Genomic DNA, 22,190 nt, shown 5'->3' with positions numbered 1-22,190 from the left:
GGTGGGGACAGAGCGCCTTGAACGCGCTATGGAAGTCTCAGCCCTGTGACAAATGCAGGGGGAAGTTTCGGTGCAGAACGGGAACGCGATTGCCATGACACAATGGGTTTATTCATTCGGGGATGGCGCGGCTGAAGGCACGCGCGATATGAAAAATCTTCTGGGGGGCAAGGGGGCCAATCTGGCCGAAATGTCATCCATAGGGTTGCCGGTACCGCCGGGATTTACCATCACCACCGAGATGTGTGGTTGGTATTATGACCATGGCGGGCGTATCCCGATACGCTTGACGAACAGATTTCAACGGCTCTTTCCCTGATTGAAAACAGCGTTGGCGCACGCTTTGGCGATGCGGAAAATCCTTTGCTGGTGTCGGTCCGGTCCGGTGCCCGGGTGTCTATGCCCGGCATGATGGATACGGTGCTCAATCTGGGCCTTAATGATAAAACGGTGGAGGGCTTGGCCAATCGCTCTGGCGATCCGCGCTTTGCGTGGGATAGCTATCGCCGCTTCATCCAGATGTATGGCGATGTGGTGCTGGGGGTGGCGCATCACCTGTTCGAAGAAGCCCTTGAAAATCTGAAGCTCGATAAAGGCGTGGATCTGGATACCGATCTGGATGCGGATGATTGGCGCGATCTGGTAGAGATTTACAAACAGGAAGTGAAAACCCATCTGGGCAGGCCCTTCCCGCAAGACCCGCAAGAGCAGCTTTGGGGCGCCATTTCCGCTGTATTCGGGTCGTGGAAAATCGACCGCGCCAAAGTATATCGCCGTTTGCACAATATCCCCGAAGATTGGGGCACCGCGGTGAATGTGCAGGCCATGGTGTTTGGCAATATGGGGGAAACATCGGCCACGGGTGTTGCTTTTACCCGCAATCCTTCCACCGGCGAGCAGATGATTTATGGCGAATTCCTGATCAATGCGCAGGGCGAAGATGTGGTGGCGGGTATCCGTACCCCGCAATATCTGACCCGCGAAGCCCGGAAAAACGGCAATAGCGCCAAACCCTCTATGGAAGAGGCCATGCCAGAGGTGTTTGCGCAATTGAAGGGCGTGTTTCAAACGCTGGAAACCCATTATCGGGATATGCAGGACATCGAATTTACCGTCCAGAACGGCAAATTGTGGATGCTGCAAACCCGGTCGGGCAAACGCACGGCCAATGCCGCTTTGAAAATCGCCGTGGATATGGTGGCGGAAGGGCTGATTACCGAAGAAGAAGCGGTGATGCGCGTTGATCCGGCGGCCCTCGATCAATTGTTGCACCCCACCTTGGACCCTAATGCCCAGCGCGATGTGATTGCCATTGGCTTGCCGGCGTCCCCGGGGGCGGCATCGGGCACGGTGGCTTTCACCGCCGATGAAGCGGAAGCCCGCGCCAAAGAAGGCGAGGCGGTGATTTTGGTGCGCGTGGAAACCAGCCCGGAAGATATTCATGGCATGCACGCCGCGCGCGGTATTCTGACCTCACGCGGGGGGATGACCAGTCATGCGGCCGTGGTGGCGCGTGGCATGGGGCGTCCCTGCGTTTCGGGTGCCGGTTCTTTGCGGATCGATGTGAAAGCCGGTGAAATGACCGTGGGTGGACGCACCATTTATCGCGGCGATACCATTACCATCGATGGTGGTACAGGCGAGGTGATGGCCGGGCATGTGCCCACCTTGAAGGCGGAACTGACCGGCGATTTCGCGTCTCTGATGGAATGGGCCGACCGCTATCGCACCATGGCGGTGCGCACCAATGCGGACACCCCCCATGATACGGAAACGGCGCGTAATTTCGGTGCGGAAGGCATTGGCCTGTGCCGGACCGAGCATATGTTCTTTGAAGGGGACCGCATCATTGCCGTGCGCCAGATGATTCTGGCCGAGGATGAAGAGGGTCGTCGCCGGGCGCTGGATAAATTGCTGCCCTATCAGCGGCAGGATTTCAGCGAGATTTTCCGCATCATGCGCGGCCTGCCGGTCACCATCCGCTTGCTGGACCCGCCCTTGCATGAATTCTTGCCGCGAGAGGAAAAAGAATTTTCCGAAGTGGCCATGGCCATGCATGTGAATGCGGAGCATCTGCGTCGCCGCGCGCTGGATCTGACGGAAGCCAATCCGATGCTGGGCCATCGCGGTTGCCGTTTGGGCATTGCCTATCCGGAAATCTATGAAATGCAGGCGCGGGCGATTTTCGAGGCGGCACTGGCCGTGGGCGAGGAATTCGGAGCACCATTACACCGGAAATCATGGTGCCGCTGGTGGCCACGGAATCCGAACTGGCTTTCCTGCGCGAGCGTATCGAAGCCGTTGCGGAAACCGTGTTTGAAGAAAAAGGCCAGCGCCTCACATATTTGGTGGGAAGCATGATCGAATTGCCGCGTGCGGCCCTGACCGCCAATGAAATTGCCCGCAAGGCAGATTTCTTCAGCTTTGGCACCAATGATCTGACCCAGACCACCTTTGGCATCAGCCGCGATGATGCGGGCGGATTCCTGCCGCTTTATGTGGAGCATGGGATCATCACCCGCGATCCGTTTGTATCCATCGACCAAAAAGGCGTTGGCGAATTGGTGCGGATCGGGGCCGAGCGCGGGCGTGAAACCACGCCGGACCTGAAATTGGGCATTTGCGGTGAACATGGTGGCGATCCCGATTCCATCACTTTTTGCCAAAGTGCAGGACTGGACTATGTATCCTGTTCGCCGTTCCGCGTGCCCATCGCCCGTTTGGCGGCAGCGCAGGCGGCCTTGAAGGCAGGGCGCTGATCCATGGCCGGGGCGGCGTCTCTTGATGCCGTGCGCCGGGGGGGTAAGGTGGCCTTGGCGCAGGCGCTTTCCGATTTGGAAAGGGCCCCGGATGCCCGTGCCACCTTATCGCTTTTGGATGCGGCCTATCATGCGCCGAAGGGCCATGTCATCGGGCTGACCGGCCCACCCGGTGTTGGAAAATCCACCTTGGCCGCAGCCCTTGTGCGCCATTGGCGTTCTATGGGCGAAAGCGTGGGGGTTGTCGCGGTTGATCCATCGTCGAAAATTGGTGGTGGATCGCTGTTGGGCGACCGGATGCGCATGGCCGCAGACCCCGAAGATCAAAATCTTTTCATCCGGTCCATGGCTGCCGGTGGGCAGTTGGGCGGATTATCGGAAAGTGCGTTTCCTGCCATTATCCTGATGCGCGCCTTGTTTGATCGGGTGCTGGTGGAAACGGTGGGGGTCGGGCAATCGGAAACCGATATATCCGGCGTGGCGGATAGCGTGGTGTTCTGCGTTCAGCGGTTCGGGGGATAGCCTGCAATTCATGAAATCCGGCATTATGGAGGTGCCGGATATGTTTGTGGTTACCAAGGCGGATTTGGGGGACATGGCGGCCAAGGCGGTGGCGGATCTGGAAGGGGCTTTATCCTTGCGGCTGCATCCCGGCGATTGGGATGCAAGGGTGTTGCAAGTCTCGACCCTTGATCCGCGTCTGGGTATTGGCCCCTTGATCGCCGCGCTTGATGCCCATGAACATTGGCTAAAGACGCAAGGGCTGCGTGATCTTAATCGCCGCGATCAAATGAAAAGCTGGGGCCGTACCAATTTGCTTTTGCATATTGGGCGCGATGGTCTGGCTGCTCTTTCGGAAAAATCGCTCCGGCATCTGGACAGCGAAACGCCGTTCCAAAGCTTTATCAATTGCGGGCTTCGGTGCAGTTTCAAAGCCGTGAAACGCCTTCTTCCCCAGATTAGGGGCTGGCCTTATGGCTGATTCACAGGCGGTGGCAAGCGGTCGCGGATTTCCGACAGCCGATCATGGATGCTGAAGAATACAATATAGATTTCCATGATAATGCGCCAAAAGAGCACCCCAAGAACAAAGCCGATCACGCTTAACAGCATTTGTCCAAAGCCGGCGCCCACATTGTGGCCCATGACCACAAAGCTGGTAAGGAAGGTGATCAGGGAGCCAAGGCTGATGAACGCCAGCCCGATCCAGTAAACCACCTTGATAACCGTTGGCGCGATCATCTGATCGAAAGACAGAAATGTTTTCAGATCGATATCATGAGACATGACCCACCTCTTTTCCCCATAAAGGCGAAGTGGATCATATTTTTATTTGAACGTCAATTTTACGTATAATGAAGGGTGTTCTTTTTGAGGCCGGTCAATCCATCAGCACATAAATGCTCAAGATTACCAGCACAGCAATGGCTGCCATGATAAGCAGCCGTTTATCGCCTTTTCGCATGGCGTCTTTGCGGGCTTTTTTGTTTGTCATGATGCCTCCCCAAAACAGATGCCAATTATAGAGCGAAGTTTAAGCGGTGTTTCAAAGCCCGTCCAGCCATGATGGGTGCCGCACCGTTACCGCCTTGCCATCGGCCATCAATGCGGGGCCTTCAAGCGCCTCCATGCGCAAGAGGGCAATGGCTGCATTTTTATGGCTGGACCGGATTTCTCCCACGGTTTTGCCATCCTGTTCGATGGCCGTGCCGCTTTGTGGTGCCGTGCCATCCACTTCGATGGGCACAAGGCGTTTGCGCACCTTGCCGCGGTGTTTGGTGCGGGCCGTCAGTTCTTGCCCCACATAACAGCCTTTGGAAAAATCAACGCCATTGAACACATCCAGATTGGCTTCCAAGGCCAGTGTTTTTTCCGGTACAAAGTCGCGGCTGCCATCGGTCATGCCCCGGCTCAGGCGCAGGCTTTCATATGGCTCCATGCTTGATCGGTGAAGATCGTTGCCTTTTGGGGAAGAATGGCGCGCCAGCCCATTTCCTGATCGCGCGGATCGCAATAAACAACCCCGCCTTCAAAGGCTTTCGCAGCGCCTGCCTTTGCCAAATCGCCAAAAACGGGATCGTTGTGCTCTGTGCGGGGGATGGCCCATAGGGAAAAATCGTCGGACCGGTCGGTGATTTCGGCTTTTGCCCGCAGCCGGTACATCATCAACCGCCTGATCAGGTTGGTTTTGCGGCTCGATTCACAATCGAACAACAGGGCCTCTTCATGGGCTGTGATGAAAAAATCGAACAGCATTTTGCCTTGCGGCGTTAAAAGAGCTGCATAAAGGGCGCGATCCGGCCCTGCGGCAATGATCGTATTGGTTAAAATGCCTTGCAGAAAATCCCGGCTATCGGGGCCTGTGATGCTCAAAACAGCGCGATTGTGCAATTTACAAGCGGCAATGGGCGTGGGCATAGGGGCTTCCTTGGGGTTTTTAGTTGCGGCTCACAGTTAAGCCTTCGTCGGGGCGATGTGAAGGGGCGAAAATATCCTTGCTTGAGGCAAAAGGGCGATCAGGCTAGACCCAAGGACAACCGCGTCGGAGATTAAGGGGACAGCCCATGAGCCAGACCGTCGATTTATGTATCCGCAATGCAACGCTTGTATCGCATAACGGGATCGGGAAGGCGGATGTGGCGGTGCGCGATGGCCGTATCGTCGCCATTGGTGACCTGAAGGGCACTTTGGCCGCGCAGGATATGGATGCAACCGGGCTTCATCTTCTGCCCGGTGTGATCGATACTCAGGTGCATTTCCGTGAACCGGGCAATGAACATAAAGAAGATCTGGAAAGTGGCAGCATCGCCGCGTGATGGGCGGGGTGACGGCAGTGTTTGAAATGCCCAATACCAAGCCGTCCACCTCTACGGCAGAGGCCTTGGCGGATAAGGTATCGCGCGCCCGTGACCGCATGTTTTGCGATTTCGCCTTTTATGTTGGGGCAACCGGCGACAATGCAGCGGCACTGGCCGCTTTGGAACAAGAAGAAGGCTGCTGCGGCGTCAAGGTGTTCATGGGCTCGTCCACCGGCGATCTTCTGGTCAGCGACGATGCGGCTTTGTTGCGGGTCCTGCAATCGGGGTGCCGGCGGGTGGCCATCCATGCAGAAGATGAAGAGCGGCTGAATGTGCGGAAATCCGTGTGTCGGGCCGGTGATCCTTCCAGCCATCCGGATTGGCGCGATGTGCAAACGGCACTCTTGGCGACAAAGCGTATTGTGGGCTTGGCGCGCCGGGCCGGGCGGCGCATCCATGTGCTGCATGTGACCACGGCAGAAGAAATGGCGTTTCTTGCTGAAAACAAGGACATCGCCAGCATCGAAGCCACGCCCCAGCATCTCACTTTGGCAGGGGAAGACTGTTATAAGCAGCTTGGGACCTATGCCCAGATGAACCCGCCCATTCGTGAGGCACGGCACCGCGATGCTTTATGGGCGGCTGTGGCCGATGGTCGGGTGGATGTGATCGGCTCGGACCACGCGCCTCATACGCGGGAAGAAAAGGCCAAAGCCTATCCGGCATCACCATCGGGCATGCCTGGCGTGCAAACGCTTTTGCCCTTGCTTCTGACCCATGCGGCGCAAGGCCGGTTAAGTTTGGAGCGGCTGGTGGATCTGACCAGCCACGGGGCCAACCGGTTGTTCAATCTGCGCGATAAAGGCCGCTTGGCAGTCGGTTTTGACGGAGATTTCACGCTGGTGGATCTCAAGAAAAGCTGGACGGTGGAAGAAACCTGGCTCGCCGCTCGGTGCGGGTGGAGCCCTTTCACCGGCATGCAGATGACCGGCAAGCCCAAGGCCACCATTGTGCGTGGCCGGATCGTGATGCGTGAAGACGAGCTTGTGGGGACAGCGGGCGGTCGTCCTGTCCGCTTTCAGGAAACGATCCGCCCGCAAGATGATGAAGCGCTTATGAAACGGGCTTGAAGCCTATAGGGCTTCGGGCCGGGTGTTTTTATCGCCCCAGGCCAGGAAGAAACCGTTTTTGAAGCCGGGCTTGTAATAGCCGAAATCGGCACCTTGTTCATCAACCATACGGCCACCTGCCGCCAAAAGCACGGCATGGCCCGCGGCGGTATCCCATTCCATGGTGGGGCCAAGGCGCGGATAAATATCCGCTTCTCCGGTGGCCACCAGACAGAATTTCAAGGAACTGCCGATGGAAACCAGCTCCGCATCGGGATATTTGGCCAGATAGGCATCGGTTTCGGCATTGCGGTGGGACTTGCTGGCGACGATTTTCGGTTGCGAAGGGCAGGGGCGGGTGCTGATGGCGCGTTTTTCGGTGATCCGGTCATCGCCGGATATGACCGCCTGCCATGCGCCTTTGTCTTGCTCGCCCACAAACAGCCGTCCATTGGCCGGGCAATAAACGATGCCAAAGGTGGGGGCGCCATTTTCAATCAGGGCGATATTGACCGTGAAATCCTGCCCGCCCTTCAAAAATTCTTTGGTGCCATCCAGCGGGTCCACCAGCCAGAAGGGGCCATCCACCTGATCGGGAAGCCCCCCAGCTGCGGCTTGTTCTTCGGCGACGATCATCACATCGGGTGTCAGCTCTTTAAGCACAGCCAGAATCACCCGTTCGGCGCGTTCATCCGCCAAGGTTACCGGAGATTTATCGTCTTTGGTGCGTACGGTGATCCCGGCACGGGCCACGGCCATGATTTCATGCCCGGCTTTGATGCACACATCAATGAGGGGATTTGTCAGGGCTGTTTTTTGCATGGCAAAGTCCTTGAAGGCTGTCGAATGATTGAAATTGGCTATGAAAGTGGATGGAGTGTTGTAGAATCTTGTTCCAAGATGCAACAACCAGATAATTTTACGCGATGCGTGCCAGTTTTTTCGGAGGAGAGTAGAATGTCGTCGGTCAGTTTTGCGGCATTGTTATGTTCACGTTTGTGCCATGATCTTGTCAGCCCTGTGGGGGCTTTGTCCAATGGTCTCGAGATTTTAGCCGACGAGCATGATGATACGATGCGTGATCAGGTGCTATCGCTTTTGGATCAGAGCGCCCGCCAAACGGCCAACCGACTGCAATTTTTCCGCCTTGCCTTTGGTGCAGGCGGCGGATTTGGCCAGACTGTGGACCCCAAAGAAGGGGAAAAGGCGTTGAATGCCTTTTTGCAGGATTCCAAAATCACATTGGAATGGAATCTCGGCCTTCAGACTATGCCGAAAAATGCGTTGAAGCTTCTTCTCAATTTGGCCCTTCTGGCCGGGGAAGGGCTTATTCGCGGCGGGGCGGTCCGGGTGGAAAGTTCGCCGCATGAAAACGGACAGTTGCTGGAAATTACCGCGTCTGGCCCACGTCTCATATTTTCCGATGCCTGTCGTGCCGCCTTGGAAGGGCGTCTTGATGAAGACGCGTTGGAGCCACGCACGGCACCGGCCTATTTGGCGGGAATTGTGGCAAAAGAGCTTTCTACAAAATTGGATGTTGAGATGCCCACATCGGAAAAGATCATTTTTCGCGCTTTTCTCACCTAAGAGACAAATTTCAAGGCTGTTTTTTTGTAAAACCAAGCAAGGCGCAAAGCAGGTGCTCCGGCTTGATGTGTCAGACGTCGTGTTTTCACGGATTCGTGATTTTTATCCGGTTTATGTCTAATATTTTACAGCTTTTTAATTGTTTGCGGCGATTTTGAAGAGCGCTGAAAATCGCTCCTTTCACCGTCATGGTTGGGGGAGCATCAAAGATCGCTCGTCTTCTCGTCGCAAGGATATGCCGTATGGATGATCTTCTTAATGAGTTCCTGACCGAAACCGCAGAAAGCATTGATGTTGTTGATGTGGAATTGGTGAAATTGGAGCAGGATCCAAATAACAAGGAGGTCTTGGATAATATCTTCCGTCTTGTGCACACCATCAAGGGGACCTGCGGTTTCCTGGGGTTGCCACGGCTTGAATCTGTTGCCCATGCATCGGAAAATGTTCTTGGGAAGTTCCGCGATGGCGAGCTGAGCGTTACCCCGTCTGCGGTGACGGTGGTTTTGGAAAGTCTGGACCGGATCAAGGAAATCCTCAGCGGGCTTGAAGCCACAGAGCAAGAACCGGAAGGCGATGATGGGCCGCTGATTGGCAAGCTGGATCAAATTGCCGAAGGGGGAGAGCCGGAAGCAGCGGCAAAGCCGGCACCCGAACCGGATCTGGAAGTCGTGCCAACCCTTGGTCGGGCCTTGAAACCGGGCGAAGTGGCGCTGGATGAATTGGAACGCGCCTTCATGGAGGCACCCGGCCCCGATGATGATGTGGCGGCCAATGATGACGGGCAGGCGGTTTCTGCGGGCAATGAAAGCGCTGGCGGTCGTCTTTATGAACGGGCAGGGGGCGATGATACCATTGCCGTTATGGCGCATCTTTTGGCCAAGCGCTTACCCCGCCATGCAAAGCTGGGCAGCTTTTTCGACGGCATCGATGACAATTTGCGCCAAGCGAAATTTTCCGGTCTTTTGACCTCTTTGTTCAAAGACGATGAAAGCGCGGCCAACAATGTGATGGCTTCGATCATATCGGTGCCGGGCTTCGGGCATGAAGAATTTGATCTGTTCGCTGCAGAGGCCAAGGCCGTTTTTGAAGAAGTGCGGCTGGCCGATGATGTGCGCGACGATGCAGCCATGTGTCTGGAATTGATCCGCGATGCCGCCCTTGAAGGGTCGCGTAAGAATGCGCCGCCCCAAAAAGAGACCAAGGCCGGTGCAGGGGCCGCGAATGAAGATGCGGCCCGTAGTGGTTCTGTGGAAAAACGCACGTCCCAATCTATTCGTGTGTCGGTGGATCTTTTGGAAGATCTGATGAATATGGTCAGCGAACTGGTGCTGACCCGCAATCAGCTTTTGCAGATGGTGCGCGAAAAGGAAGACAACGAATTTACCGTCCCCATTCAGCGTCTGTCGCAAACCACCACCGAATTGCAAGAAGGGGTGATGAAAACCCGCATGCAGCCCATTGGCAATGCCTGGGCAAAGCTGCCGCGTATCGTGCGCGATCTGGCGGTTGAACTGGACAAAAAGATCGAGCTGGATATGCGCGGTGCGGAAACCGAGCTTGACCGGCAAGTGCTGGAACTGATCAAGGATCCGCTTACCCATATGGTGCGCAATTCCGCCGATCATGGCATCGAAACCCCTGCCGAGCGCGTGGCGATGGGCAAGCCGGATCATGGCACCATTATTCTCAATGCATTCCATGAAGGCGGGCATATTATCATCGAAATTCGTGATGATGGCCGTGGCATTGCCGCCGACAAAATTCGCAAGAAAGCGTTGGAAAAAGGGCTGGCGACGGAAGCCGAGCTGGACGATATGTCCGAAGCGCAGATCCAGAAATTCGTGTTCCATGCGGGCTTTTCCACCGCTGCGGCTGTTACCAGTGTGTCGGGGCGTGGCGTTGGCATGGATGTGGTGCGAACCAATATCGAAAAAATTGGCGGCACCATTGATATGACCTCGGTAGAGGGCAAAGGAACCACGTTCCAGATCAAGATCCCGTTGACTTTGGCCATTGTGTCGGCCCTGATTGTTGAAGCCTCCAGCGAGCGTTTTGCCATTCCGCAAATCAGCGTTCTGGAGCTTGTGCGGGCCGCGGATGGCAGCGACCACAAGATCGAGCGGATCAAGGATACGCCGGTTCTGCGCTTGCGTAACCGGCTGTTGCCACTGGTCTATCTCAACAAAATCCTCGGCTTCGATTCATCGGAAGGGAAAGGCGAAGACGCCGCGTCCGATGATTTCATCATTGTCTCTCAGGTTGGCGCTTTCACCTTCGGGATCGTTGTCGATCAGGTGTTTGATACCGAAGAAATCGTGGTGAAGCCTGTTGCGCCCATCTTGAAGGATCTGTCGATCTATTCAGGGAATACCATTCTGGGCGATGGCTCTGTGATCATGATCCTGGATCCCAATGGTATTGCCGAAAACGCCAGCTCCAGTGTGGCTGGCGAAAACAATGCGGTCGAAGAAAAAACGATGGTGGAAAATCTGACCATCAACGACGAATCGGAATCCTTGCTGTTGTTCCGGGCTGGCGAAAATAGCCGCAAGGCTGTTCCTTTGCCGCTGGTGGCGCGCTTGGAAGACATCGAAGTGGACAAGATCGAAATGTCCGATGGCCGCCATGTGGTGCAATATCGCGGGGCCTTGATGCCGATCATTTTGGCCGATGGTTTGACCGGGCTTCGCACGGAAGGCCGTCAGGCGGTTCTGGTCTTTACCGATGGCGATTATACCATGGGTCTGGCGGTGGACGAGATCCTCGACATCGTGGAAGACCATGCGGAAATCAAAATCGTTTCGGGCAAGCCGGGCATGATCGGATCGGCGATCATTGGCGAAAAGGCCACAGAAGTGATCGATGTGGCCTATTATTTGGCGCAAGCTTTTGATGATTGGCTGAAATCGCGGGATCAGAATACCGATGTGGCCCCCACGCGCGGCACCCGTGTCTTGCTGATCGACGACAGCGCCTTCTTTAGAAATATGCTGAAGCCCTTGCTGAAGGTGGCGGGCTATAGCCTCGTTTGTGTGGATCATGCGCAAGCGGCTCTGGATTTGCGGGAAGAGGGCGAAACATTCGATCTGATCATTTCCGATATCGATATGCCGGGCATGGACGGGTTTGAACTGGCGCATATTTTGAAAAAGGATGGCCGTTGGGCCGATACCCCGTTGGTTGCCTTGTCCAGCTTCTCAAGCCCCAAACATCTGGAGCGCGGGCGAGCGGCGGGCTTCAACGATTATATTGCGAAATTCGACCGTAAGGCGCTTTTGGAAAGCCTGTCTCAGCAGATCAAGCTGCATGACGATGCGGCTTGAATTCAATTAGATTACAAGGAGGACTGAGAATGGCTTCTTCCCTTGGGCATGAATTTGTCACGATGCGCCTTGAAGGCCAGCTTTTGGGGATTCCCGTATTGGCTGTTCAGGATGTGTTGAGCGCGCAAAAGATTACGAGCATTCCTTTGGCTCCGGGCTGGGTGGCCGGTGTTTTGAACCTGCGCGGACGTATCGTCACGGCCATCAATATGCGGGAACGCATGGGCTTTGGGCCGCGTGCCAATGGTGGTAAGGATATGAGCATTGTTGTGGAATTCCACGGCGAGCCATATAGCTTGCAGATCGACAGAGTCGGTGATGTGCTGAATCTGGAAAATGAAACGATGGAAAAAAACCCGGTAACCATGGACCAGCGGTGGAGAGAGGTCAGCCGGGGAATTTATCGTCTTGATGGGGAATTGCTCGCAATCCTTGACGTTGAAAGGGTTTTGGGCAGCGCAGAAGGCGCGGTGGCGGCATGATTATGTCGGCATTTTATGGAAACGGAGCTGGTCTATGAAATCCTGCCTCGTGGTTGATGACTCGAAAGTCATTCGTCGAGTCGCACGGCGTATTCTTGAAGAACTGGATTTTTCCATTGAAGAGGCCGTGGATGGCAAGGATGCTTTGGGGGCCTGCGAACGGATGTCGCCCGATGTGGTTTTGCTGGATTGGAATATGCCGGTCATGGATGGCTTGGAATTCCTGAAGCAAATTCGGGGGCGGTCGGATCTTCGTCAGCCTGTGATTGTGTTTTGCACCACTGAAAACGATATGAACCATATTCGCCTAGCGATGGAAGCCGGGGCTGATGAATACATCATGAAGCCTTTCGATCGTGAAATTATCGAAGCCAAATTTGCTCAAGTCGGATTGATGTGAGCCAGCCGGATGTCTGCCTGTGTCAGTATCGTTGAATAGTTCTGTTCGTTCTTCGAAAGCCGGTGAAACGGCTGCGCCCTTTCGTGTTATGGTGGTGGACGACAGTGCCGTTATCCGCGGTTTTTTAACGCGGTATCTGGAAGAAGACGGCACGATTAAAGTGGTTGCAACCGCATCGAACGGTTTGATGGCGCTGCGCTCTTTGGAAACGGCGAAACCGGAAGTGGTCGTCCTTGATATTGAAATGCCGGTGATGGACGGCATGACGGCCTTGCCCAAAATTCTGGAAGCCGACCCACAAGTGAAAGTGGTGATGGCTTCCACGCTGACCCGCAAGAATGCGGAAGTGTCCCTGCGTGCCTTGCAGATGGGGGCCGCCGATTATGTGCCCAAGCCGGAAACCACACGGGCGGTGAATGCCAATATCGATTTCCGTCAGGAACTGGTGGAAAAAGTAAAGGTTTATGCGGCGGCACGGCGGCGGACGCGGCGCGAGGATATGCCCGGCGGCAAAGTTCCCGGCGGTGTTCCGTCTTTGCGGGAAGGGGCGACGAAAGCACCTGCACCGCGGGCGCGAGCCAATTATACGGTGGTTGCACGGCGCAGCGAGGAGGCCGCCCCAAAGCCCGTGCGGATGGCTGCCCCGAATGGGGAGCGGCAAATCGTTTTGCGGCCACCTTCCAAATCCAAACCCGATATTCTGGTGATCGGGTCGTCTACCGGTGGTCCGCAGGCCTTGATCAAGCTGATCGGCGGCATCAAGGATTCGGTCAAGCACACCCCGATTTTGGTGGTGCAGCATATGCCCGCCACCTTCACATCCATTCTGGCGGATCATTTAGGGCGGGCATCGAGCCTTCCATCCTCGGAGGCGCAAGATGGCGAACCTTTATTGCCGGGACATATTTATGTGGCGCCGGGCGATTATCATATGACAGTGCGGCGTGAGGGAGCGCGGACGGTTCTGGCGCTTGATCAAAACCCGCAAGAGAATTTCTGTCGGCCGGCAGTGGACCCCATGTTCCGCAGCGTGGCCGGTATATATGGGGCACGGGCATTGGCGGTGGTTCTGACAGGTATGGGGCATGACGGCTTGCGCGGAGCGCGTGATCTCGTTGGGTCTGGTGCCACGCTGGTCGCACAAGATGAGGCATCGAGTGTCGTATGGGGAATGCCGGGAGCCGTGGCAACGGCAGGATTGTGCAGCGCAGTGGTGCCGCTATCGGACATGGCGGGGGTCATCGTCAAAAGCCTCGGAGGCGGCCTATGAAACCGCAAGATTTCGATTTCCTGAGTAGTTTGTTGCGGCGGCGGTCCGGCCTGACCTTAAACCCGGACAAGGTGTATCTGCTGGAATCCCGTTTGACGCCTTTGGCGCGTCGTTCAGGCATGGAAAGCCTTGATGGTTTGATCGCAGAGCTGCGAAAATCTGCATCCGAACAGCTCATGCGCGATGTGACCGAAGCGATGACCACCAATGAGTCCTTCTTTTTTCGGGATCGCACGCCGTTTGATCTGTTTCGTGATCAGGTGCTTCCCATGTTGCGCCAGCGCCGTGCGGCAACAAAAAAGGTGCGGATCTGGTGTGCTGCTTGTTCAACGGGCCAGGAGCCTTATTCCCTTGCCTTTGTGTTGAAGCAGCAAGAGGCACAATGGCGCGATTGGAAATTCGAGATTATCGGCACCGATATCGCGCGTCCGGTTCTGCAAAAAGCCAAAGAGGGCATCTATTCCCAATTCGAGGTGCAAAGAGGGCTGCCGATCCAGCTTTTGATGAAGCATTTCAAGCAGGAAGGGGATGTGTGGCGCTTGTCGGAAGATATTCGCAAAATGGTCACCTTCCGCGAATTCAATCTTCTGGACAATTTCGCGCCCCTTGGGAAATTCGATGTGATCTATTGCCGGAATGTGCTGATTTATTTCGATCAGTCCACCAAATCCAATGTGCTGGAACGGATGCGGAAAATCCTGCCCGATGACGGGGCCTTGTTCCTTGGCGCTGCGGAAACGGTTTTGGGGATTACCGATAAATTCCGTCCGGTACGGGGGCAGCGCGGCATGTATCTGCCATCTGATGCCGACCAGAATCTGATGGCACCGGCCAGTTGAGGCCGTTGCTTCAAGCGGAACAGGCCGTACTTTGCGGCTTATTGTTTCCCTGTGGGAAATTGTTTGTGCGGATATTGGCTCTCCTAAGCCCTGATTGAACCGATTATATTATCTCTTGCTGTAAATGAAGCCCCGGCCGGAGATTGAAACATGGCTTACCGCACCGTTTTCAAACATATTCGCCCAAGACCTGTGAGCGATGGCGCAGGGGTGCGCATCAAACGCCTGATCGGTACGCCGGATCTGGATCATGTGGATCCGTTTTTGCTGGTGGATGAATTCGGGTCGGAAGACGGGGCCGATTATATCAAGGGCTTCCCCTCACACCCCCATCGCGGCATTGAAACCGTTACCTATATGCTGGCGGGCCATATGCAGCATCAAGACAATCAGGGCCGCTCTGGCGATTTGGGGCCGGGCGATGTGCAATGGATGACAGCCGGGCGGGGCATTATCCATTCGGAAATGCCGCAACAGGAAAATGGCCTGATGCGCGGCTTTCAGATTTGGGTCAATCTACCCGCCAAGGATAAAATGTGCGCGCCGCGCTATCAGGATATCAAAAGCGACGACATTCCGGTGACAGAGCCGGTGCCGGGCATAAAGGCGCAGGTGATTGCCGGGCAATTCAATGGCATTGTCGGTGCGGTTACGGGCATTGTCGCCAAACCTTTGTATCTGGATATATCCTGGGAGGCGAAAGGCGCATTGGAGATAGCTTTGCCCCATGATCACAGCGCCTTGTGCATTGTTTGTGAAGGCAGCCTGCTGGTGGCGGGCGATAGGGTGCCCAAGGGCGATCTTGCGGTTCTAAGCGTGGGCGACGGGGTGCATCTTGAGGCAGAGGCCGGAACGCAAGCCCTGCTTTTGGCCGCGCAGCCTTGGCATGAACCCATCGCACGGCATGGCCCCTTTGTGATGAACAGCCGCGCTGAATTGGTGCAGGCTGTGCAGGATTATCAGGCAGGCCGGTTCTAGGGCGTAAACCCATAATGGCGGCCATTATGGGTTTGCAGCCTCGCGCTTTGGAAAAACAATCGTACAACCACTCTCTTTATCTGTAGATTCGGGGTTGGCGATGATCTGAAGCAGGGGGGGGGCTTATGAAACTGACATTTCTTGGGGCGGTTGGTACGGTTACCGGGTCCAAATATCTTTTGGAGGCCGGTGGCAAGCGCATCCTGATCGATTGCGGGTTGTTCCAAGGCTATAAACAATTGCGCTTGCGTAACTGGGCCCGTTTGCCAGTGTCGCCCAAAAGCATTGATCTGGTGATCCTGACCCATGCCCATATCGATCATTCCGGCTATTTGCCCTTGCTGGTCAAAAACGGCTTCAAGGGGCGGGTTTATGCAACGCCGGGAACATGCGATCTGTGCAAGATATTGCTTCCGGATAGCGGGTTCTTGCAGGAAAAAGATGCGGAATTTGCTGCCCGTCATGGCTATTCAAAACACAAATCCGTCAAGCCTTTATATACCCAGATGGATGCGAGAAAGGCGCTCGATCATTTGCATCCGATCGCTTTTCATATGCCGCAATCGGTGGAAGACGATATATCCGTGGTGTTTTATCCTGCGGGGCATATTTTGGGCGCCGCCATTGTCGAACTGACCATAGCCGGTCGTGTTTTGGTATTTTCCGGAGATTTGGGGCGGCAGGAAAGCCCGACCATGCTTCCTCCCACCCCTATAAGCCGTGCGGATTATGTGTTGGTGGAATCCACCTATGGCGATCGCTTGCATGATGGCGGTGATGCGGAACAGAGCTTGGCCGATGTGATCGCACGCACTGCGGCCCGCGGCGGAACGGTTCTGGTGCCGTCATTCGCTGTGGGGCGGGCGCAGACATTGCTTTTTTATCTGGCGCGGCTCAAGAAACAAAAGCGTATTCCCGATTTGCCCATTTATCTTGATAGCCCCATGGCCATCAATGCCACAGAGCTGTTCTGTCGCCATATCGGGGATCACACATTGTCGGCCCAAGATTGCCAACGCATTTTTTCCAAAGCCCATTATGTGCGGGAAGCGGAGGAGTCGAAATCTTTAAACAAGGATAGCATGCCCAAGGTCATTTTGTCTGCCAGTGGCATGGCAACGGGTGGGCGGGTCTTGCACCATTTGAAGCATTATTTGCCCGATCCACGGAACAGCGTTTTGTTCACGGGCTTTCAGGCCGGGGGAACCCGGGGGGATTCCTTGATCTCCGGCGCGCGAAGCATCAAGATTCACGGGTCTTATATTCCGGTTAAAGCTGAAGTGGATGTTTTGTCCATGTTATCGGCCCATGCGGATGTCGATGAATTGATGGCATGGCTTGGGCATTTCAAAGCGCCGCCGCAATGTACGTTCATCACCCATGGAGAGCCGGCGGCGGCGGATGCCTTGCGTCACCGGATTGAAGAAACGCTGGGTTGGAAAACCCATGTTCCGATTATCGGGAAACGGTGGCCCTGCGCTAAAACGGCAAGGCCACCGGATGTTTTAAAAGGCGTTCAGCGGGCCGAGGCGGTTCTGCGCGGTGCACTGCGCCGATTGGCTGAACCGCCGGGTTTCGCACGGTTTTGCGAAGGGCCGGTATTGGGGCGCCAACCGGTTTTCTTGCGGCCGCCACCACCACGGGCTGATTTGGCTTTGCGCGGGATATCCGCCAAAGCGGGAGGCGTGCCACCGGCCAGTGTCAGCGGACGTTTGGTCAGATGCTCGATATCCTTGAGCAAGGGATATTCCGACGCATCGCAAAAACTGATGGCAATGCCTTGGGTTCCGGCGCGGGCCGTGCGCCCAATACGATGCACATAGCTTTCCGGTTCATGGGGCAGATCGAAATTTACCACATGGGTGATGTTGTCCACATCAATGCCGCGGGCGGCAATATCGGTGGCCACCAGAATACGGGCGCGACCATTGCGGAAGCTGGATAAAGCCCGTTGGCGTGCGCCTTGGGATTTATTGCCATGAATGGATTCAGCGGAAATGCCAGCGCGTTCAAGCTGTGTAGCGATTCTGTCGGCACCATGTTTGGTGCGGCTAAAGACGATCACCCGTTGCATGTCCGGATCTGCCAGCATCTTGGTGAGATAGGAGCGCTTTTCTTTCTGCGCCACATGATGGACCTGCTGATCGATGCGGTCCACCGTCACCGTTTCCGGGGTCACTTCCACGCGCGCCGGGTTTTTCAGGATTTCATCGGCAAAGCGCTGGATGGTGGTGGGCATGGTGGCGGAAAACAGCAAGGATTGCCGTTGCTTGGGCAAGAGGGCGACAATTTTGCGAATGTCGTTGATGAAGCCCATATCCAGCATGCGGTCCGCTTCATCCAGAACAAGGAAGTTGCACACATCAAGGCGCACATGCTTTTGATTGATCAGGTCAAGCAAGCGGCCCGGCGTTGCAATCAAAATATCCAGCCCGCGCGATACATCGCGCACCTGACGGCCAATGGGGACACCGCCCACCACTACGGCTTGGGAAATCCGACGGCCTTTGGAGAATTGCCGAATGGCTTCGGAAATCTGCTGGGCCAACTCGCGGGTCGGGGCCAGAACGAGCGCCCGTGTGCGGCCCGGTTTCAAGGCGGCGGGCTCTTCGGTCAGTAAATGCACAAGAGGCAGGGAAAAGGCGGCGGTTTTGCCGGTGCCTGTCTGGGCAATTCCCAAAACATCGCGCCGCTCCAGAAGCGGAGGAATGGCCTGGGCCTGAATGGGAGTGGGGGAGGTGATGTTAAGTTTTTCAAGATTGGTCGCGATACCTTTGGCAATGCCAAGGTCGAAAAAAGTCGTGTTCGTCACGTAGATATACTTTCTACACCAAACGCCCCGCCATCAATGGCGGACGTACGGCGCTCTGCCGTAGCCCACACGCATCCGGGCTATGGAAATTATTATGAAAAAATCTCGGGATGAATGGTCGCAAAACAAAGGCGACGGTTCGCGTGATCGCGAGAAATACGACCCCTATATGCAGGGCGGAGCCCCGAATGTCAATGCTCATGACAGTCGAGGCTCCGATTGTCCTTTTAAAAAGACGAGCGCGTGGGTGCGCTTAGGCCGCGCTTTTATTGCTATTCAGCGTATTGAGATAGCTTTCCACTTCGCCGCGCAAGCCCGAAGCAATAGAAATAAGCGCTTGCGACAGTTCCGATACATGCGAGGCACTGCTGCCCGATTGCTGGATTTCGCGCACCACACTGACGATCATTTCGGAAATGCCCGATGTACTGTCGGCGGCTTCCGCAATGGAGCGGCTGATTTCATCGGTAGAGGCTTGTTGCTCTTCGATGGCGGCGGCCACGGCCGTAGACACTTCGTCGATCCGCCCGATAGAGGATCCGATTTCATCCACCGCAGAGGCGGTTTCCCGGCTGGCGGAATGGATCTCGTCAATCTGGCGGGAGATGCTTTCCGTGGCTTTTTGCGTTTCACCGGCCAAAGTCCGCACTTCTGCCGCCACAACGGAGAAGCCGCGCCCTGCTTCGCCGGCACGGGCCGCTTCAATGGTGGCATTGAGCGCCAAAAGATTGGTCATATCGGCAATTTCGTCGATCAGACCCACAACGCGGGTCACTTCGCCAACCAGATCCACCATCCGCACAGCGGTCTGTTTGACGCGGCCTTGTTGGGCCACGGCTTCGCTGGTGACACGGGTTGCCGCAGCGATCTGGGAGGCGATTTCCTGAACCGAGGCCGCCATTTGCGCTGCAGCCGATGCAACGCTTTGGGCGTGGGACGAGGCGGTTTCCGAAGAGCTGGACACATCGGAAGCCGTGTTTTGCGACGTGGTGACCGCATTGTTCATGGTGGTGGAGGCATCTTCCAATTCATGGGCAGAGGCCACAACCTGATCCAAAGAGGAGAACACCCGGCCTTGCAACAGATCGATCACCGCTTCGGCCATTTGGCGTTGCTGTTCTGCCTGTTGGGCCAACTCGGCTTGTTGGCGTTCTTCTGCGGCCCGGCGTTCCGCTTCTGCCCGCCGACGTTCGGCTTCGCGGGCTTCGCGTTGGGCTTCACGCTCGGTGTTCATCTGCTCGATCTTGATGGCATTTTCTTTGAAAATCATCACGGTGCGGGCCATATCGCCCAGTTCGCCGGGATTGTTCCGATAAGGAACGTCACTGTCGTTATTGCCCTGGGCCAAGGCCATCATCGCTGTGGTGATGTTCCGGATGGGCGTAACGATCGCTTTCAAGGTGGTAACCAAAATCAGCCCGGCGCAGGACAAAACCACCGCCAAGGTGATCAAGCTCAGAACAGATGCCAGACGGCTATCCGCATCAACCTTCAAAGCGGCTTCGGCAGCAAAGGCCCGGCTGCTTTCCAGCACATCGCGGATGATTTGGTCATTTTCCGAAATCAGCGTGCGGGCCTGTGCCATCAAGCATCACCGGCCGCACGTTCTTCCGTCATATATTCCATCAAAGCATCAAGAGAGAGCTTTTCGATCTGCATGGCATTGGCGATCAGGGTGTCTCTGTCGTCGCCTTTCAAAGCATCGAGCGTTTGCACCCCCTCGCGGAAGGCTGCCAGACTGGTGCTGGCATTTTCTTCCGCTTCACTGGATAAGCTATTGGCCAGATCTGCGAACCAGTATTTCATGTCGCTGAAGGCTGATGCACGCGGTTTGTGCGATCCAGAATATCCAGATAGGACATTTGTTCGGTAATGGCTGTGCGGCTTGATGCAATTTGGAATTGCACCACCAACAAGCCGCCTGTGGACAATGCTGCCAAGACACCGACAAGGAGAAGGGTCTTCCCTTTGATGGAAAGGGAGAAAAAAGCACGAGATAGTTTGGTGAACATCTCAAATCTCCAAATCGGATTAGTCGCTGAAGGTCAGCAAAACTTTTACAGTATCAGGTGCCGAGGCCGCTTCTTCCGCGCTAACGACGGCAAAGCCCCCTTCGAATTTGCCGATCAGGCGAAACAGGATGCGTTCCGAGCCCACTTCCCGGGGCGGTGTTTCCCCTTTGGTTTGCTTGACACGGGTCCAATGGTCGGTCACCGCCGTCGGGCTCATTTTCAGAACGTTGTTTATAAAGGCCGTTTGCGCAGGCGATCCCCCTTCGCGGGCGAAGGGGTCCGCATGCAGCCCGTTGGGCCAGTTCGACAGCTCTTTCAGATAAAGCTGGCGAATGGTGTCCACCGCTGCATCACCGCTCAATTCCGTGGGGTTGGCCTTATTGATCAACACCACATAATCGGCCGCCCATCCCTTTGTTGCCATGGTGCCACCAAGGCCCAATGCGGCAACAAGGCTCAAAGAGCGAAGGATTTGAGAAGAAAGTCGTTTCATATCCTTGCCCCCTTAAAATGAGAATGTCGCGGAAAGCTGATAGTTTTCAGCATTGGCCTGTTCAAACCCTCCGCCGGCGTCAAAGCGATTGAGGCGAGCAATGGCGCGCAGATGCACTTGTGGAACGGGCTTGAAGGTAAGTCCCACGGCATGTTCTTTGCGATCCCCTTCATCGGTGCCATCATCCAGGAAATCAAAGCGATAAAACGCTGTCCAGCCTTCGGCGAAACGCCATGCGGGCTGGGAATAGAAAGCCAGTCGATCGCCGCCCAAATCTTCATCGGTGATGAAAAGCTCGTTTTTCCACTGGAAGGCCCCTTTGTCATAGAGCAGGTCGGCGCCATAGAGCACATAATCACTATCGGCCCCATCCCGGCGTCCGCCACCCAGATTGGCCCCTATGGTGACACCTGTGTCGCCGAAGCTCCAGAAGGCGCGGCCACCATAATTCACGCTATCGCTGTTTTCTGTGTAGGTGCCGGCATATACGGAATATCCCAATGTGCCGTTAATGCCGTTGGGCTTATACACTTGCCCGCTGACCTTTGCACCATTGATGAAATTGGAAAAAATCGTCTGGCCGCTGAAGGGGCGCAGGAATTGTGGCTGTTCAGGGTCCAGCAAAATAGCCGGGAAATGCTCGATATTGATAATGCCATGAGGTGTCAGGAAACGCCCGACATCCACAGTCAAGGCATCGCTATGTTCATAGGTGGCATAGGCCAGCATCAAAGGTGTTTTGTTGACGATGCTGAAATTCGGGTCCAGCCGGTTGCCGGGATCACCATAATTGACATCAGAGTCGCGCATGAAGGCCTGGCCTACGAACAAAGACCATTTGTCACTAAGCTGGGCGCTGGCCAGCAAACCGAAAAACAGCCGGTTCACGGCGAATTCGTCATTTTCCTGACCGTCTACAAAGGTAGCCGCCGTATGGATGAAGCCACCCAGATCGAAGCTTTTGGCATCGAAGGCGCGCACAAGGGCGCGGCTGCCCACACGCTCGTCAATATCGAAGGCAATATCTTCCACATCATCGATGCGGGTATTGGCTTCTTCGACAGATGCCGCAACGGCATCAAGGCGTTCTGACAAGTCGATGGGTGTTAATCCATCCGCCGTGGCAGGGCTGGGAGCCGGGGCGACAGCCTGAGTGCTGTTTTTCAATGATTTGATCTCGGCGCTCAGATCTTGTACCACGCCGAGAACGCGTTCGAGCTGTTGCTCCAAGGCATCGATTCGCGCTTGTGCATCATCGGGGCTCTCTTGTGCCCAAGCTGGCATCGCGTGAGTACAATGGATAATAAAGCGCTGGTTGTCAGTAGATG

At 55.5% G+C, this 22,190-nt stretch carries 19 protein-coding genes and 3 pseudogenes; 12 read left to right on the top strand and 10 right to left on the bottom strand.

The annotated features are described in order from the left end of the window. Positions 1-94 precede the first annotated feature (94 nt). The 3 genes and pseudogenes from ppdK to JCM17844_RS16490 all read left to right on the top strand — a co-directional run bounded on the left by ppdK (position 95) and on the right by JCM17844_RS16490 (position 3,741). A pseudogene (gene ppdK, locus JCM17844_RS07105) lies at positions 95-2,759 on the top strand (pyruvate, phosphate dikinase). 3 nt (positions 2,760-2,762) lie between these two features. Further along, entirely contained in the window at positions 2,763-3,281 is a 519-nt protein-coding gene (locus tag JCM17844_RS16495) for an ATP/GTP-binding protein (RefSeq protein WP_210431561.1), read from the top strand. A gap of 10 nt (positions 3,282-3,291) precedes the next feature. Continuing rightward, positions 3,292-3,741 (top strand): P-loop NTPase family protein, encoded by a 450-nt coding sequence (locus JCM17844_RS16490; RefSeq protein ID WP_210431560.1) that lies wholly within the window; start codon positions 3,292-3,294, stop codon positions 3,739-3,741. On the opposite strand, the gene JCM17844_RS07095 is transcribed toward JCM17844_RS16490, so the two are convergent. From JCM17844_RS07095 to JCM17844_RS07085, 3 genes are all read right to left on the bottom strand, one after another. Then, positions 3,732-4,046 (bottom strand): DUF4282 domain-containing protein, encoded by a 315-nt coding sequence (locus tag JCM17844_RS07095; RefSeq protein WP_150000309.1) that lies wholly within the window; start codon positions 4,044-4,046, stop codon positions 3,732-3,734. The genes JCM17844_RS16490 and JCM17844_RS07095 overlap by 10 nt on opposite strands. Positions 4,047-4,305: 259 nt before the next feature. Next, the gene (ygfZ, locus tag JCM17844_RS07090) at positions 4,306-4,698 is read right to left on the bottom strand and encodes a CAF17-like 4Fe-4S cluster assembly/insertion protein YgfZ (protein ID WP_150000308.1); all 393 of its coding nucleotides are present in this window, start codon (positions 4,696-4,698) and stop codon (positions 4,306-4,308) included. Next, positions 4,671-5,177, bottom strand: a complete 507-nt coding sequence (locus tag JCM17844_RS07085; RefSeq protein WP_150000307.1) for a YgfZ/GcvT domain-containing protein — start codon at positions 5,175-5,177, stop codon at positions 4,671-4,673. The genes ygfZ and JCM17844_RS07085 overlap by 28 nt, the downstream gene beginning before the upstream one ends. A gap of 146 nt (positions 5,178-5,323) precedes the next feature. On the opposite strand from JCM17844_RS07085, the pseudogene JCM17844_RS07080 reads away from it, so the two are divergent. Beyond that, positions 5,324-6,687, top strand: a pseudogene (locus JCM17844_RS07080) (dihydroorotase). Between the two features lie 3 nt (positions 6,688-6,690). Here JCM17844_RS07080 and cysQ read toward each other — a convergent pair. Next, a complete protein-coding gene (gene cysQ, locus JCM17844_RS07075; protein WP_150000306.1) occupies positions 6,691-7,488 on the bottom strand; it encodes a 3'(2'),5'-bisphosphate nucleotidase CysQ in 798 nt (265 codons plus the stop codon). 135 nt (positions 7,489-7,623) lie between these two features. Here cysQ and JCM17844_RS07070 point away from each other — a divergent pair, with 135 nt between their 5' ends. The 8 genes and pseudogenes from JCM17844_RS07070 to JCM17844_RS15920 form a co-directional block, all read left to right on the top strand. Continuing rightward, positions 7,624-8,253 carry a histidine phosphotransferase family protein gene (locus JCM17844_RS07070; protein ID WP_210431557.1) on the top strand — a complete coding sequence of 210 codons (630 nt, stop codon included), beginning with the start codon at positions 7,624-7,626 and terminating at the stop codon, positions 8,251-8,253. A 242-nt stretch (positions 8,254-8,495) separates the two neighbouring features. Further along, the gene (locus JCM17844_RS07065; RefSeq protein ID WP_210431556.1) at positions 8,496-11,576 is read left to right on the top strand and encodes a chemotaxis protein CheW; all 3,081 of its coding nucleotides are present in this window, start codon (positions 8,496-8,498) and stop codon (positions 11,574-11,576) included. Between the two features lie 29 nt (positions 11,577-11,605). Next, positions 11,606-12,058: a chemotaxis protein CheW gene (locus JCM17844_RS07060; RefSeq protein ID WP_150000304.1), complete on the top strand. Its 453-nt coding sequence runs from the start codon at positions 11,606-11,608 to the stop codon at positions 12,056-12,058. Positions 12,059-12,092: 34 nt separating this feature from the next. Beyond that, positions 12,093-12,458 carry a response regulator gene (locus JCM17844_RS07055; protein WP_150000303.1) on the top strand — a complete coding sequence of 122 codons (366 nt, stop codon included), beginning with the start codon at positions 12,093-12,095 and terminating at the stop codon, positions 12,456-12,458. 88 nt (positions 12,459-12,546) lie between these two features. After that, positions 12,547-13,728, top strand: a complete 1,182-nt coding sequence (locus JCM17844_RS07050) for a protein-glutamate methylesterase/protein-glutamine glutaminase (RefSeq protein WP_150000447.1) — start codon at positions 12,547-12,549, stop codon at positions 13,726-13,728. Beyond that, on the top strand, positions 13,725-14,567 hold the full coding sequence (locus JCM17844_RS07045) for a CheR family methyltransferase (RefSeq protein WP_150000302.1): 843 nt from the start codon (positions 13,725-13,727) through the stop codon (positions 14,565-14,567). The genes JCM17844_RS07050 and JCM17844_RS07045 overlap by 4 nt, the downstream gene beginning before the upstream one ends. Before the next feature lie 150 nt (positions 14,568-14,717). Beyond that, positions 14,718-15,545: a pirin family protein gene (locus JCM17844_RS07040; protein ID WP_150000301.1), complete on the top strand. Its 828-nt coding sequence runs from the start codon at positions 14,718-14,720 to the stop codon at positions 15,543-15,545. 125 nt (positions 15,546-15,670) lie between these two features. Continuing rightward, positions 15,671-16,939: pseudogene (locus JCM17844_RS15920) on the top strand (MBL fold metallo-hydrolase); the annotation flags it as partial. A 122-nt stretch (positions 16,940-17,061) separates the two neighbouring features. On the opposite strand, the gene JCM17844_RS07030 reads toward JCM17844_RS15920, so the two are convergent. The 6 genes from JCM17844_RS07030 to JCM17844_RS07005 all read right to left on the bottom strand — a co-directional run bounded on the left by JCM17844_RS07030 (position 17,062) and on the right by JCM17844_RS07005 (position 22,146). Next, positions 17,062-18,357, bottom strand: coding sequence for a DEAD/DEAH box helicase (locus JCM17844_RS07030; RefSeq protein WP_150000300.1), 1,296 nt, complete (start codon positions 18,355-18,357; stop codon positions 17,062-17,064). 253 nt (positions 18,358-18,610) lie between these two features. Continuing rightward, positions 18,611-19,942, bottom strand: a complete 1,332-nt coding sequence (locus JCM17844_RS07025) for a methyl-accepting chemotaxis protein (protein ID WP_150000299.1) — start codon at positions 19,940-19,942, stop codon at positions 18,611-18,613. Next, positions 19,942-20,163: a hypothetical protein gene (locus JCM17844_RS07020; protein ID WP_150000298.1), complete on the bottom strand. Its 222-nt coding sequence runs from the start codon at positions 20,161-20,163 to the stop codon at positions 19,942-19,944. Before JCM17844_RS07020 ends, JCM17844_RS07025 begins: the two co-directional genes overlap by 1 nt. Further along, positions 20,160-20,369, bottom strand: a complete 210-nt coding sequence (locus JCM17844_RS07015) for a hypothetical protein (protein ID WP_150000297.1) — start codon at positions 20,367-20,369, stop codon at positions 20,160-20,162. The genes JCM17844_RS07020 and JCM17844_RS07015 overlap by 4 nt, the downstream gene beginning before the upstream one ends. Before the next feature lie 19 nt (positions 20,370-20,388). Next, a complete protein-coding gene (locus tag JCM17844_RS07010; protein WP_150000296.1) occupies positions 20,389-20,862 on the bottom strand; it encodes a hypothetical protein in 474 nt (157 codons plus the stop codon). A gap of 12 nt (positions 20,863-20,874) precedes the next feature. Further along, positions 20,875-22,146 carry a hypothetical protein gene (locus tag JCM17844_RS07005; RefSeq protein WP_150000295.1) on the bottom strand — a complete coding sequence of 424 codons (1,272 nt, stop codon included), beginning with the start codon at positions 22,144-22,146 and terminating at the stop codon, positions 20,875-20,877. Between the last annotated feature and the right edge of the window lie 44 nt (positions 22,147-22,190).

Source organism: Iodidimonas gelatinilytica, from assembly GCF_008579125.1.
GTDB classification, from domain to species: Bacteria; Pseudomonadota; Alphaproteobacteria; order Sphingomonadales; family Rhodothalassiaceae; genus Iodidimonas; species Iodidimonas muriae.
Note: the sequence above shows the minus strand (reverse complement) of the source record. Positions and strands in the feature narration are given on the sequence as shown.

Excerpts from the sequence above, each read along its gene's own strand:
- JCM17844_RS16495 (WP_210431561.1), top strand. The coding sequence starts at position 2,763 with ATGGCCGGGGCGGCGTCTCTTGATGCCGTGCGCCGGGGGGGTAAGGTG.
- JCM17844_RS16490 (WP_210431560.1), top strand. The coding sequence starts at position 3,292 with ATGAAATCCGGCATTATGGAGGTGCCGGATATGTTTGTGGTTACCAAG.
- JCM17844_RS07095 (WP_150000309.1), bottom strand. The coding sequence starts at position 4,046 with ATGTCTCATGATATCGATCTGAAAACATTTCTGTCTTTCGATCAGATG.
- ygfZ (WP_150000308.1), bottom strand. The coding sequence starts at position 4,698 with ATGGAGCCATATGAAAGCCTGCGCCTGAGCCGGGGCATGACCGATGGC.
- JCM17844_RS07085 (WP_150000307.1), bottom strand. The coding sequence starts at position 5,177 with ATGCCCACGCCCATTGCCGCTTGTAAATTGCACAATCGCGCTGTTTTG.
- cysQ (WP_150000306.1), bottom strand. The coding sequence starts at position 7,488 with ATGCAAAAAACAGCCCTGACAAATCCCCTCATTGATGTGTGCATCAAA.
- JCM17844_RS07070 (WP_210431557.1), top strand. The coding sequence starts at position 7,624 with ATGTCGTCGGTCAGTTTTGCGGCATTGTTATGTTCACGTTTGTGCCAT.
- JCM17844_RS07065 (WP_210431556.1), top strand. The coding sequence starts at position 8,496 with ATGGATGATCTTCTTAATGAGTTCCTGACCGAAACCGCAGAAAGCATT.
- JCM17844_RS07060 (WP_150000304.1), top strand. The coding sequence starts at position 11,606 with ATGGCTTCTTCCCTTGGGCATGAATTTGTCACGATGCGCCTTGAAGGC.
- JCM17844_RS07055 (WP_150000303.1), top strand. The coding sequence starts at position 12,093 with ATGAAATCCTGCCTCGTGGTTGATGACTCGAAAGTCATTCGTCGAGTC.
- JCM17844_RS07050 (WP_150000447.1), top strand. The coding sequence starts at position 12,547 with ATGGTGGTGGACGACAGTGCCGTTATCCGCGGTTTTTTAACGCGGTAT.
- JCM17844_RS07045 (WP_150000302.1), top strand. The coding sequence starts at position 13,725 with ATGAAACCGCAAGATTTCGATTTCCTGAGTAGTTTGTTGCGGCGGCGG.
- JCM17844_RS07040 (WP_150000301.1), top strand. The coding sequence starts at position 14,718 with ATGGCTTACCGCACCGTTTTCAAACATATTCGCCCAAGACCTGTGAGC.
- JCM17844_RS07025 (WP_150000299.1), bottom strand. The coding sequence starts at position 19,942 with ATGGCACAGGCCCGCACGCTGATTTCGGAAAATGACCAAATCATCCGC.
- JCM17844_RS07020 (WP_150000298.1), bottom strand. The coding sequence starts at position 20,163 with ATGAAATACTGGTTCGCAGATCTGGCCAATAGCTTATCCAGTGAAGCG.
- JCM17844_RS07015 (WP_150000297.1), bottom strand. The coding sequence starts at position 20,369 with ATGTTCACCAAACTATCTCGTGCTTTTTTCTCCCTTTCCATCAAAGGG.
- JCM17844_RS07010 (WP_150000296.1), bottom strand. The coding sequence starts at position 20,862 with ATGAAACGACTTTCTTCTCAAATCCTTCGCTCTTTGAGCCTTGTTGCC.
- JCM17844_RS07005 (WP_150000295.1), bottom strand. The coding sequence starts at position 22,146 with ATGCCAGCTTGGGCACAAGAGAGCCCCGATGATGCACAAGCGCGAATC.